This is a genomic window from Schinkia azotoformans, from assembly GCF_035811335.1.
Taxonomy (GTDB): Bacteria; Bacillota; Bacilli; order Bacillales; family Bacillaceae_J; genus Schinkia; species Schinkia azotoformans.
In genome coordinates, this window is sequence record NZ_JARSMD010000049.1 from 1 (window position 1) to 13,156 (window position 13,156).

The 13,156-nt window shown below is 33.0% G+C and carries 13 protein-coding genes; 1 reads left to right on the forward strand and 12 read right to left on the reverse strand.

Annotation, left to right across the window (positions count from 1 at the left end):
• Positions 1 to 1,641: 1,641 nt before the first annotated feature.
• The 12 genes from P9E47_RS21380 to P9E47_RS21435 form a co-directional block, all read right to left on the reverse strand.
• Entirely contained in the window at positions 1,642 to 2,220 is a 579-nt protein-coding gene (locus tag P9E47_RS21380; protein WP_003329681.1) for a hypothetical protein, read from the reverse strand.
• A 261-nt stretch (positions 2,221 to 2,481) separates the two neighbouring features.
• The gene (locus P9E47_RS21385; RefSeq protein WP_326164884.1) at positions 2,482 to 2,685 is read right to left on the reverse strand and encodes an FmdB family zinc ribbon protein; all 204 of its coding nucleotides are present in this window, start codon (positions 2,683 to 2,685) and stop codon (positions 2,482 to 2,484) included.
• Positions 2,686 to 3,093: 408 nt separating this feature from the next.
• On the reverse strand, positions 3,094 to 3,759 hold the full coding sequence (locus tag P9E47_RS21390; RefSeq protein ID WP_326164886.1) for a response regulator transcription factor: 666 nt from the start codon (positions 3,757 to 3,759) through the stop codon (positions 3,094 to 3,096).
• A gap of 15 nt (positions 3,760 to 3,774) precedes the next feature.
• Complete coding sequence (locus P9E47_RS21395) at positions 3,775 to 6,114, reverse strand: ATP-binding protein (protein ID WP_326164889.1); 2,340 nt, start codon at positions 6,112 to 6,114, stop codon at positions 3,775 to 3,777.
• A gap of 93 nt (positions 6,115 to 6,207) precedes the next feature.
• On the reverse strand, positions 6,208 to 6,369 hold the full coding sequence (gene comX, locus P9E47_RS21400) for a competence pheromone ComX (protein ID WP_003329685.1): 162 nt from the start codon (positions 6,367 to 6,369) through the stop codon (positions 6,208 to 6,210).
• 40 nt (positions 6,370 to 6,409) lie between these two features.
• Positions 6,410 to 7,318, reverse strand: a complete 909-nt coding sequence (locus P9E47_RS21405) for a polyprenyl synthetase family protein (protein WP_003329686.1) — start codon at positions 7,316 to 7,318, stop codon at positions 6,410 to 6,412.
• 163 nt (positions 7,319 to 7,481) lie between these two features.
• Positions 7,482 to 7,916: a hypothetical protein gene (locus P9E47_RS21410; protein WP_003329687.1), complete on the reverse strand. Its 435-nt coding sequence runs from the start codon at positions 7,914 to 7,916 to the stop codon at positions 7,482 to 7,484.
• 383 nt (positions 7,917 to 8,299) lie between these two features.
• Entirely contained in the window at positions 8,300 to 8,728 is a 429-nt protein-coding gene (locus tag P9E47_RS21415) for a copper amine oxidase N-terminal domain-containing protein (protein ID WP_003329688.1), read from the reverse strand.
• Positions 8,729 to 8,974: 246 nt separating this feature from the next.
• Positions 8,975 to 9,502: a hypothetical protein gene (locus P9E47_RS21420; RefSeq protein ID WP_326164890.1), complete on the reverse strand. Its 528-nt coding sequence runs from the start codon at positions 9,500 to 9,502 to the stop codon at positions 8,975 to 8,977.
• A gap of 160 nt (positions 9,503 to 9,662) precedes the next feature.
• Positions 9,663 to 9,866 carry a hypothetical protein gene (locus P9E47_RS21425; protein WP_003329691.1) on the reverse strand — a complete coding sequence of 68 codons (204 nt, stop codon included), beginning with the start codon at positions 9,864 to 9,866 and terminating at the stop codon, positions 9,663 to 9,665.
• A 103-nt stretch (positions 9,867 to 9,969) separates the two neighbouring features.
• The gene (locus tag P9E47_RS21430; RefSeq protein ID WP_003329692.1) at positions 9,970 to 10,308 is read right to left on the reverse strand and encodes a hypothetical protein; all 339 of its coding nucleotides are present in this window, start codon (positions 10,306 to 10,308) and stop codon (positions 9,970 to 9,972) included.
• 3 nt (positions 10,309 to 10,311) lie between these two features.
• Positions 10,312 to 10,932: a DUF4879 domain-containing protein gene (locus P9E47_RS21435; protein WP_326164893.1), complete on the reverse strand. Its 621-nt coding sequence runs from the start codon at positions 10,930 to 10,932 to the stop codon at positions 10,312 to 10,314.
• Positions 10,933 to 11,744: 812 nt separating this feature from the next.
• Between P9E47_RS21435 and P9E47_RS21440 the strand changes: the two genes are divergently transcribed.
• A protein-coding gene (locus P9E47_RS21440; protein WP_326164894.1) for an IS3 family transposase occupies positions 11,745 to 13,099 on the forward strand; the annotation gives its coding sequence in 2 pieces (ribosomal slippage) (positions 11,745 to 12,198 and positions 12,198 to 13,099; 1,356 coding nt in all).
• Positions 13,100 to 13,156 lie beyond the last annotated feature (57 nt).

Consider the following 13,156-nt stretch of genomic DNA (forward strand, 5'->3'; position numbering starts at 1 on the left):
CAACTGACTAAAGTCCATAATAAAGAAGCCTGTTGCAACGGTTTAAATCGTTGCAACAGGCTTTGAAATTTTATTAAACTAACTAATTCCGAAATTTCCCAATATTGGCATATTTATACAAGGAATATGTTATAATACAGCTTTTTTAATGGAGTAAATAAACGTTTTACAAAAATTGAAAAAATAATGACCAATAAAGAAGATATTCATCGCGTTGAAAATATCATTAAAGATACTCGCGTCGAAAACCTAAACCCTGACACTCTAATTTTGCAAAAGCTTGATGACTGGAAATCCATAAGCTAAAGAAACAATAGGGCGATCTAATTATTCGCTATACCAATATGATTGCCGTGTAAATAGCAGCTGACCGACAAATAAAGCACATTACTAATGAAGAAATTAACTATCCTAACCCTTGGTCGGGCAAAGGAGCATCTACTTTTCTCTATTTATAACTACCGTTGGAACAATTGTTAAGGCTCAGGTGATTATTACGAGCGGTAGACTGTTCTCCTGTGTCGCTATATTGGGCTAATGAGCATTAGATTCCCATTAAAATTTCTAGGATTGGAAAAATGTGAAACCATAGAGGGGGGAGAATTCCCGGAGTCTAAGGAATATCGGGAAAATGGGAATCAAAGAGAGAGTATGATTCCCAAAGTCTAAGGATGAACAGGAATATGGGAATCACAGAAGACCATTTCTTTTATTCTTCAAAAAAATGCGGCCATACCAAGGGTGGAACACATACTCGCTGTCCGCAAAAATGAAAAATGCGGCCACGCCAAGGGCAGACCCCGCACTCCCTGTCCGCAATGTTGGAAAGCCAGTTTCGGTCCTCCTGCTATGCCTACTGCACATTATCCCTCTAATGTTCACTACAAAAAATAATTCAATGAAAAAGTATGCAGTGGAAAAACTCATTCGTCCATGCAAAAGTGCCACCTCTACCATCATTGAGAGCCGCTTCGGACAAATTTAAGAGTCCTCCTTGGAAATTAGTGGCTCAAATCTAATTTATCAAAAATACCTTCTTAACAAAATCAATTGTACACAACAACGACGACAACACATCCTGTAATTATAGACTTTTTTTGTCGTTCAATTAGACTACTCCTTTTCCGAGTATCTTTTTAATGTTTAGCAACAGGTTTGTTATCATTACTATCACTAATCGACAGGTGCCTGTGATCACCCCCCTTATAATAGACTTATAAGGTATAATAGAAGGACGACATATCTACATTTTATTAGGAGGATTGATTCATTTTTTAATGCACATTGCCCTGCCTGGGCAAAACTATTTAATGCGGAATATTTTTAATACACAATAAATACAAACAAAATACACTATAAAATAATATACCTTATTTTCAACTCCGAATTTATCAAGGAAAAAGGCAGCAACGGCGACAACACACCCAGTAATTATAGCTCTTTTTATATCGTTCAATTAGACCTACTCCTTTTCGGTACAAAAACTGCCACTCAATCGGTTTGTAATATGCAATATATGAATACAAGTAAAAAGGTATTCGGTCTAAGGGAAATCCTTTTCCGAGTACCTTTTTACTGTTTAGTAACAGGTTTGTTACCCCTATATTACTTAGTTTGTAAACACATAACCTTCTATTATATCTATTTTACTTCCACTGTTGGGTCAATAGAATCAATATTGGGATCATCTTTTGCTGTCCATGTTTGAGTTATTGTTTTTTTGAATTTTCCATCTACATAGATATTGCTAGACATTGAATAATAACATTCTGTGTATTTTGTGATCCATCTATAGTTAACAGTTGATTTGACTGTTACATCATCAGAAGTGTACACTCCGATTGCTGAAGCAATACCTGTACATATTGCAGTAGGCCAAGTTGTCTTTGATAATAGCCATGCTACAATCGAGCTACTTCCACCAGCAACAACAAGTTTTGGAATCGTATAGCTATTGGAAAAGCTTCCATCCCAAGTTGCATTGATTGAAGTATCTCCGTTTAAAGAATCTGTACTATAAGAAAATTCGAGTGTTTTAAAGTCTGAAGACTCTAATTCTAGATTTTTGTTTTCTAATTCAACAATATTTCCTTTATTTAAAAGGGTCATAGCTGAATTAGCGTCGTCTCCCTCATTGCCAGAAGCATATACGGAAGCGGATGCTGAAATAGGAATTACTAAAGCTAATATAGTAGAAATTACACGTTTGCGATTTATCATATTTTCCTCCTGGTTAAATTACTCGAAGAACATATATTTTCTATATGTTTCTATCTCTCCCAAACTATTTCTAACACACTACTGTTTGACGGCCATCAATAAAAAAATTGTGTTTAATAATCTTGGTAAAATTTATATTAGCATACTAATATTCTAACAATCTATTGATAATTACCGCTATTTTATTTCGGTACCGAAATAAACTTTTCTGAGCAAAAGAATAAATCGCTAACGCGACTTTATCCACGTCCCAAGTGTAGATTATTCACTTGGGACATTTCTCACTCGAAGCATAGTGCCTCCACAAAAAGGACACTCAACTTCTACTTCTTCATCATTATTTAAGTCCACACTAAAATCTCCAACAACATATTCAGGGACTTCGTCCCTTTTACCACAATCTTTGCATTTAAACGAAAGCAGAACGATTTCATCATCTAAACCAAAAGGATCATCTTCCTCCATTCTTTAATAAACTCCATGTCCTCCATATAATGATACAGATGACCATAGTCTGAATGATAGATTTCTACTAATTCCATCTTTAATTGGCAACATGGGCAAATAAATGGATCTTAAGCCTCGATCATTCGTTGTCTATATGTTTTCTTCTTCTTTTTTGTTTCAAGTAATAGGGACAACTGGTCACTACTATGAGGACATTGTACGTATTCTAAACAATAAAAAAGTCTTATCGACCGTATAAGGGTTTTAAAATTTCGTGACTACCTACTCATCTATTTTCCCAAAAAATAAAGCCAAACTAATCAAAGTTAACCAAGAACAATGATCAGAATGGCTTATTTTTGTCCATGCTACCTAATAGCATGCAGACTATAATTGTAATATTCCGTTACTTTTACTCTAGAGTAATTAACTATTATTTGTAAAAACTTCTCTTGGAAGCAACCTCAACTCCCTAGCCTTTGCAACCGCTTCTCCGCGCGAACTAACATTTAAAGTTCCAAATATTTTTGTCAAATGATATTCCACCATACGCTGACTGATCATTAGACTTTGAGCAATCTCCTTGTTTGATTTTCCAAGTGAGGCTTCATATAATACTTGTTGCTCTTTTTCGTTCAAGGAAATACCAGATTTTGCATCACCATCATTTATTACTCCTTTAAACTCAATCTGCCGTAGTTGTTGTAAAAAAGATATGGGAAGAATCGCTTCTTTTCTTAATGCGCATTTTATCGCTGTTAACAGCTGATCTTTAGTTGCTGTTTTACTAATAAAACCACCGGCACCGGCCTCCATTAAAATATTGAAATGGGACTCAATATCAAATCCTGTCATGATTAACACATTCGCTTCTGCATCTTTTGCAATAACCCGTTTAGTTAAATCAATCCCATTGATAGTATCTATAAATAAATCAAAAATGTATAAGTCATAGCTTGAACTTTCCATTCGTTCTATTGCTTCTTCCCCAGTGGCAGCTAACGTAACTTGATATTGATTATCCGCTTCAATCATTGCTTTCGTTCCTTCTCTGACAGAGGGATGATCATCTACAAGTAAAATATTTATCATATAAATTCCTCCTCATTACCCGACAATTATTATTGGATTCTCTTTATCCAACGGGATTTCAATTACTATTTGTAATCCACTACTATCCTTTAAATTACTAAATTCAATATTTCCGTTGACACTTCTTACCCGCTCTCTTATTCCGTATATTCCAAGACGCCCATTAAAGGCTGGTGCGCTTTCTCCTGCCATCCCTTCTCCATCATCTTTGTATTTTAAAATGATATGATCATATTCAGATGTAAGATAAATACTAACCTTTGATGCATTGGAATGCTTTTCAGCATTATTCGTTAATTCTTGGACAACCCGGTAAAGTGCCAATGTTATTTCATCACTGATGCTGTCTATAAAATTTCTGTCAGCAACGAAATCGATCACTAAATTTGTCCGCAATTGCACCTTTTTAAAAAGATTCTCTAGCGATCCAACAATGCCTGTTTCTTTCAAAAATGGCGGCATTAACTCATTGCAAGTTTCACGAATTTCATGAATGACATCTAATAAACCTTCATTAATAAAGTCAAGTTCTTGTTTAGCAATCGAATCAAAATTATATTTTTCAAGAATTCCAGATAATTTTCTGTATAATAAAAGCTGCTCTTGAAGGGCGGAATCATGTAAATCAGTCGATAACCGCTTTCGCTCCTTTTCTTCTATATTAAATAACATCTTGAGCACCCAGGAAGGAGCATCGTCTTTTGTTTTAATATTTTCTAACTCCTCGATTAAATCCTCGATCATTTGCAGATTTTGATAGCTTACATTCATATAATAAGAAATTGTTTTTAGCCATTCTTTTTCGTCAAGGTTAAAAGCTGTAAAGTTCTTCTTTCTGCCCAATACCAATACTGTTATTTTCTTTTTATTTTCAGCGACAATTAAATAAGAGATCGTATTCAAAAGTTGTAGTTCTCCGAAGAAATTTTTCCCAAAAAATAACGAAAGATGGGTCTGTAACAGCCCCTTTTCGTAATCCCAGCTATCACCATTAACCAATATGAGACTATCAACCTCTTTATCATATTCAAGCAAAGCAATGTTCTTTAGACCCAATATGGCTTTTATTTCATTAACAAAATACTGCTCGATCACTTTTTTACTTTTTTCACGAGATAGAAATGCAACAAATTGGTAGATACTTGATTGCAGATTATATTTTTCAGAAAATAAGTTGCCCCGAAGCCGATAATCTAATTCTTCTTTTATGTAAAATACTAGAATAAAAAATAAGTAGACGGCAACAAAAATTTGTACCCATCTTAATACGGGAACATCATCTAATAATATTGCCCCAACTATTATAAACAGCAGTGAGGGTGTAATTGATAATAGAGAATAATAATAAATCCGCTTAATATAAAAATTAATATCTAAAAACTGATTCGTTGATACTAAATAAACAAAAGTAAGCGGTAAAAAATAAGTAAATAAAAAAGCAACTTCACCGGAAATAAGTTCCTGTTTAAAAATAAAGGTTGGTATTGCGTAAAACATAATAAATGGAAAAAATGAAATAAAAATACCCAGAGTTATGATTTTAAAAAGAGGGCTATAGATTGACTTTCGATTTTTTATAAAGCCACTACCAAAAATATAAATACAACAACAAGTGTTTATAACAAACATGAGTAAAACAAACATTTTTATTATTGAAAATAAAATATTGTAAAAAGGAAAAAGTAAAAATAAAAGTGATAAAAGCAGGATTAAAGTGTTAGAAATATATAGGTTTTTAACTAGATTAAAGCGTACAAATTTCATATTATATTTTTGAAAATATAATATGAAAAAATGAAGTAGCAACAACGGTATCACTAATAAAGTACTTATTGCAATAAATTGGGCCAGCGGTTCTGTACGTGCTGATGCCGCTCCAGCGAAGAAACTAATTCCATATGTTTGAAATAGCAAAATCAATATTAAAGTGACCTTTTCATTTCTTTTGTATTTGAACAAAAAAGCACTAAACAAAAAAGAAAGAAGTAAAACAAAAAACGGAGTAATTATATGTAAGATGAATTGGTCCTTGTAAAAGTGAGCTTGTACATTATATTTGAATATTTCTCCATTTCTTTCAACAATAATCTCATTTGCCTGTTCAATAAGGTTGTACTTAATAACGGACTGATGCTCTTTAGGCATTTTTCCATTAATATTGAGAACAATATCCCCTTTCTTTATTCCTAAATATTCTGCTGCCCCCTTAGGAGCAACATTTATAATTTCAAACTGATTATTCAGGGTTTCCTCAACACCGATTCCAATATGTGCATATTTCACAGTAATGGTAGTAAAATAGATACATAACAATAATACCGTAAAAATTAATATGCTAAATGTGCTTTTTGACATCGAATCACCTAAAGCTATTATTTTATTTGCAATATTAGTACAAACTAAAAAGCTAGATTCCTTCTATAATGAATAGAATCTAGCTATTAGATTTTAAAGCCAGAAGCTTGATAGAGTTGTAACAGTTCCATTCAAAACATCCAGTATAATCTGTACTTCCTCTTCACTTACACCAACTAAACTCGCAAATCCATTCTGTACTTGCTCTAGCACCTCTTGATTTTTTACCAAATGCTGAATAATCTCTGAAATCATATTAATTCCTCCAATAGTTTACTAAGTTATAATATTTTTCTTATCTAAATAACATGGATTGAATTCTTTCTTTTGAATCTTCAGTAATATCCATGGTATTGATAATTTTCATTGACTTATTAATTTCAAGCTGCATAATAACTTTGGCGTACTCAATGGCTCCAGACTTTTTAATCAAAGCGACGATTTCACTTTGCTTTGATTGAATTTGTTCTTTCTGTATGTCTCCTTTATAGTACCTCTTTAATTCTTCAAATTCTGCAGCAGCATTATTTAAAAGATACAAAACAGGCAATGTCTTTTTCTTATGTAGAAAATCGTTTTTGCTATTTTCCCGCTGAATATCTTTTATATCATTGGCAATTTGAACAGCAATGCCAAAATGTTCGGCATATTCTTTCACAATTTGCGGCTGCTGATAATTTGTAAAAATGGTTCCTAATAGACAAGCAGATGAAATAAGTGATCCCGATTTTTCTTTCGTAACGGATAGATAATCACTCTCATTATAAATTTCATTCTCAGCATCCCACTGCTGACCAGAAATACAACGCACTATATGTTTATTGAACATTTTCCTTGCTTCCAGTTTTACTTTATTGTCGAAAAAGCTTTCATCAATTGCAAGTTGGCTTATGGTCAAAAGAGCCAGTCCAATATGAGTAGCGGTTGATGTTTCGACTTTCATCCAAGGTAGGTCTTGATTATCGAGGTCTACCAAATCATCAAATATATCAATGGCTAGTATTAACATTTCCATTCCGGCAGCAATTTGGTTGATTTCATTGCCTTTTCCACCGAATAATTCATAATGAAACAATACTAAATCACCAAAGCGAAAGCCTTCTTTTTCTTTGAAATCAATAAAATCACAAATGGTTCCAACTATTTTATCATGTTTTAAGTTTTGCTTTACTAATTGAAGCATGCATTCCTTGATTTCAATCATCTATATTCACCCTAATAACAACTTTAGTTATATTGTACTAGATTTCTACAATATTTTCACCGAAATAAATTTGCGGAAAACCGCAATTCTATTTCGGAACAGATTCTTTAACATCCAATCTTTCACAAAAAAAATATACTAATTTTATAGTAGAGTATATTAATTATTCGTTTTTCTTCTCTAAATGTTTTAATTCAGCCAACCCATCGTTTGTTGAATAACCAATTTGGTAGATATTATTCTTATTTTCCGCCCAATAGTCATAGGTTACTTCTGGTTCACTTTCAAAAACAACATTAATATAATATGGGTTCATATGATTAAAGCCTTCTTCGCGATAAGGAACTGTTGAAATCACCCATTTTTCATCAGGATAACGTTGAAATAGGTATAGTTCTATTAATTTAACCTTCTTGTCTATTTGTGTATCAATCCAAAAAGGACGTACTACATAGAATGCACAATAAACTGTCAATGTAACTAAAGCTAATAACCAGCCAATTTTTCTCCATTTACCTTTAAAAAAGAGCGTAATAATTACAATTGTTGTAATCATAATCCCAACAAATGTTAACTTAATTATTTCTGCGGGATGCACATTTATCTCCCCTCTGAATTATACAAATAAATTCCAAACATTATATAGCTAAACGATTGGGGATAGGGTGTTTTCTACCAAAGGAAGGAGTATACGATTTATTATACTTATTCAAGCAACTATTGTGAAATACGCGAGTAGAGTCTTACAGAACGATTTTGATATATGTTGATGAGATCAAATTAATTTATTAATGTAAAAAACCCTCCAAGGAGGTTTTTTACTGTCTTTTTTACAGCTTCATCCAGCTTCCATCCTCTTATAGCCCCGCTCTAATTCATATGTAAAAATGTCAACCGTCCCAAGCACTTCACATCCATTTCCCACTCTTCTCATTCAATGTAGGTTTCCGTTGACCGACGTTTAATATTGAATTACCCGAATTATATCTTTTCAGATGAAATAATTATGGTCTTTGTTTTGTCATCCCAAGTTATCTGCGCATGAAATGCTTCTAGAACAGATCTTATTGGTATATATACCCTATTATCTTTAATAATTATATTGGTATCAATTGCTACAGGCCATGTGTGATGTGGCTCTGATGAGGCACGCGGCCAAGTTTCCGTCTTATATTGATCAACATAATTTTCACCTACAAAGATGCGTACATTTAAGTCGTTTTTTGTTGCTATTACCACTCCTTGACTAAAATCAATCCATTTGACTTCAGCACCAAATTGTTCAAGAATAACCCTAAACGGAACGAGCGTTCTATTGTTTTTATCAATAAATGGTTTTCCTGAATCGGCAGTGAACTCTACTTCTTTATTATCTATAGTAACATTAATAGAATCGGAAGCAGCTAACACTCCAATGGAATTTACAAAAAAAAGTAAAGACTATTATAATACATAGCCAGAATTTTTTCATTTTACAAACCAAATCCTTTCATTAAAATTAAATATTTCCACAGTTCCAATACTTTCTTTGTTATTCCATCTCAAACTTCACACACTTACAAAAGTACTAGAGTTTTTTATGTGTGAAGTTTGAGTTTCCAACCAACTTTTCTTATAACTTTTGTTTACGATGAACATTCCACGTAGCCTATTTCCCTAAAATTCTATGGAGATTTTTTCTGCATACCAAGCACTACTACTATGAACCGTCACATTTGAATAATTTGTCCAGTCTGCTTTAAACCTTCCTCTTCTATCAGGATTTGTGTTGTTTGATGAATATCTAGCATATCCAGTAGGAGAGTACAAATAACTATCTGAAAAAGATGCATTTTTAAAATATAGTCCTGTTCCAGTAACTTCATCTGTATCACATAAAGTTATCTGTCTGTTAAAATGCACTCCACTACCGTTACTTGGGAAGTAACTGTAGTGATAATATGATTTATCCCAAAAAACCTTTGAGAAGTTATTACCATCAAGAACTCTTAGTCTAACATAATCTCCAACAATTGCTATATGCATATATATGTTTTGACCAGCACTTATTGTATAGTTTGGAGCTTCTGCCAACCAGCCTGTCAAATCACCTGAAGTAAATCCTTTCCATGAACCGTTATAATAGCCAATACCATAATCGTTAGATTTATAAGTAGTACCTTGTCTTCCTACAGTAAAGAACATATACGCGGCTTGACCGGTTGATTTTTTAGTGTAAGCACTCCCAACTACGCCATATGCTGTACTTTCCGTATAGCCAGTTAATGATTGTACTTCATATCCAACTCCATCATCATGAAATGGACGTTTGTGATCATTATATGGAGTTATATCGATCCCATTGTTATCCTTTCAAATCCCCTGAATCATAGACACTGACGATTTCGCTAATGCTGAAATTTAGCTTCTTTATTTTCAAAATTGCAACGCCTTTTCCTATGGTTTCATCAGTCAATAAGAAGTAATAATAATTTTTGTCTTCATCTATTCCAGTAACTATTATTTTATCACGATCAGTCGGTCCTAGTTTTTTCAATTCACCAAACACTATTAGTGGAGTACTACCTTAGAAAAAATATAATTTCAATAACATTAAATATAAAAATGAGCAGGCTGTCCCTATAACTATCGACAGCCTGCATCCTTTATTTTTAAACTTTTCTATTAATTAATATATTGCACCCATCTACCATTCCCAAATTATAAGCTTTCTCAATGTATGACAATTTCTCATTTTCAAATTGCATATTTCCGTTGTATAAACTATTAATAAGACTATCTTCTCGCTGCTTTATCGGGACATTTCGTACGTAACTTTTATTTACTACTTCATTATTTTTTAGAACATCCAAAAAATCTGAAAAATTCATAGACATATGTTCATTACTATATGATTGATGGTTGTTCATCCTATTTTCAAATCGTGATACTACAGTTAATTTTGTATAGGCGGCAAAGGCTGCACGGTTTTGATCAATGCTAATTGACAATTCTTATTCCTCCTCCCTACTTTCTATTGCCTTTTTATCTTCTTCTGCTTTTTTAACTAAATTATCAGTTAACTGTTTTAGGGTTTCTTCGCTTAAAACATGAACTTCTTTATTGTCGTAACTTACAGAAGAAGTCTGAGTATTAATTAATGATCCTGTAGGGATTAAGTCGAAATTAAGGTAATCATAAAATGTCCTATTAGGAGGATAGTAATTTCGAGCTTCCACATTAATTGAACCATTTAAATAACCAAATGGAATTTCTTTATAAACAATTTTTCCATATACAATTCTATCAGGACCAGACAGATAATCAGGTGGTAATGGCTCAGTGGTATATTTTGTAATATCTTGGCCCCCACTATAAATTCTTAAAGTTCCAGATAATTCAGTGCCCTCGACATAAATTGCAAAATAGGCTGTATTTCCCTCTAAAGGCTTACTTGCCCAATTTTGATTAAAATAGATATCTTCCCATTCATAGTTATTGCCATCTGATGTTACTGCAATTATTTGAAGATCTGTTAATTGTGGCGCAGGACCAGCATGTACAATGGAATTATTAACAATTAACGTAGAAAAAAACAACATGGTTGTAATAAATTTAATTATATGTTTTCTCATTTTATCTTCCCCTCTCTTTACATTGTTTATTTTAATAGTCTTAATCACACTATTATTTTACTAAAATTATACAAATAAATATATTACTAATCCCTGCATATTTCCAGGTAATTAGTATACAGAACCCGCACTATCTTCATATTTTTCCCAATCCGAAACATTAATCACTCCCATTGAAATTCGAAATTCAATAAAAATATCTTTTAAGAGATCTCTTGTATTTAATGATAATCTACTTTTCGCGACAAATACAACGAAAAAAATTTGCGGTATTCCGCATATGTTTTCGTTCGGTATTGCGGTTTTTTATTTCGGTCTTCGCTGTTCTTTGTCCATTTAAGATTGGGTGCAACCTACCGAAACAACATTGCGGAAAGCCTCAATAAAATTTCGTAAAAAGTCCTAAGAATGGCGGTTTTTGTCTCTTTTAAAAAAAAATTATAATAGACCATAAAAAGAATGCATAAGTAAGCACACCTAAAAATGTAGAATAGTTATCTGAAATTAAATAACTAATAAAAGAGAACATTCCACATATTGCATAATAAATTGAATTATGATTCTTCCACCTTTTTATAATATTAAAAAGGAGCCCAGCTGCCAAAGAAATAGCAAAGAATATGACTAATCTTATGAAAATGCCAAACATAAAATCTAGCATGGTATCACCTCGAATTTTAAAGGATAGGAAATACCTTTCCTTTTTATGGCTTAACTAGTTAAGTAACTATTAATTTAGCAAAGAAAACCTTTGAACTGAACTGCACCCCAATTGTTAGACACCATCTAACAACTGGAGGTGCAGTTTTTCTATGGCTAAATTTACTGCAGAAGACAAATTACAAGCAGTTAAACGTTATTTAAATGGAAATGAGAGTTCATATGAAATAGCTAAATCTTTAGGAACTGATAATAAAGCGATTCTTAAATGGGTCAAACAATACGAATATAATGGTGTCGAAGTTTTTATTAAGCCTTGTACAAATTACACACAACAGTTTAAACTAGACGTACTAAATTACATGATTGAACATGGTACGTCCTTAAATGAAACAGCAGCGATTTTTAAGATCCCTGCCCCTTCAACCATTATTGTTTGGAGAAAACTATTTGAAACACAAGGATTAGATGCCCTTCAATCAAAGAAAAAGGGGCGTCCATCCATGAAAAAGGAATCCAATCAGCAACCTAAACAAGCACCAGTCAGAGACTCTACTGAAGCACTTGAAGCGCGTATTAAACAACTAGAAATGGAAAACGAGTATTTAAAAAAGTTGAATGCCTTAGTTCAAAACAAGGAAAAATCACCAAACAAGACAAAGCGCAAGTAGTCTATGAACTAAGGCTTAAATACCCGGTGAAAGAACTCGTAAAGCTCGCTGGCATTCCCCGTAGTACGTACTATGATTTAGTGAAACGTATGAGTCGTCCGGATTCAGACGCTGATTTAAAAGCAGAAATAAAGGCGATTTATGAAGAACATGAAGGGCGTTATGGCTATCGCCGTATTCGTGATGAACTAGCGAATCGTGGAAAAAATGTGAATCATAAAAAAGTACAACGTATCATGAAAGAGCTTGGTTTAAAATGCTTAGTACGTATGAAAAAATATAAATCGTATAAAGGTACAGTGGGTAAAATTGCGCCCAATATCTTAGACCGTAAATTTATGGCAGACGCACCAAATGAAAAGTGGGTAACAGACATTACGGAATTTAAATTATTTGGTGAGAAACTTTATTTATCACCTGTTTTAGATTTATATAACGGGGAGATTATCACGTATACAATTGGCTCTAGACCAACCTATTCCCTTGTTTCGGACATGTTGGAACAGGCATTTGAACGTTTACCAGAGAATCATCAATTACTGATGCATTCCGATCAAGGTTGGCATTATCAAATGGAGAAATATCGACGTGCTCTAAAATCAAGAAGGATTGTCCAAAGTATGTCTCGTAAGGGGAACTGTTACGATAATTCGGTAATGGAGAATTTCTTTGGAATTATGAAATCCGAGTTCCTCTACATGACAGAATTTGAAAGTGTAGAGCATTTTAAAATAGAATTAGAAAAATACATCAATTACTACAATACGAAGCGAATAAAGGCAAAATTAAAAATGAGTCCGGTGCAATACCGAACTCATTTTACCCAAGTTGCCTAATGAAATAACCATGTCTAACTTTTAGGGGTCACTTCAGCTGAAGTAGGAAAGTTAACC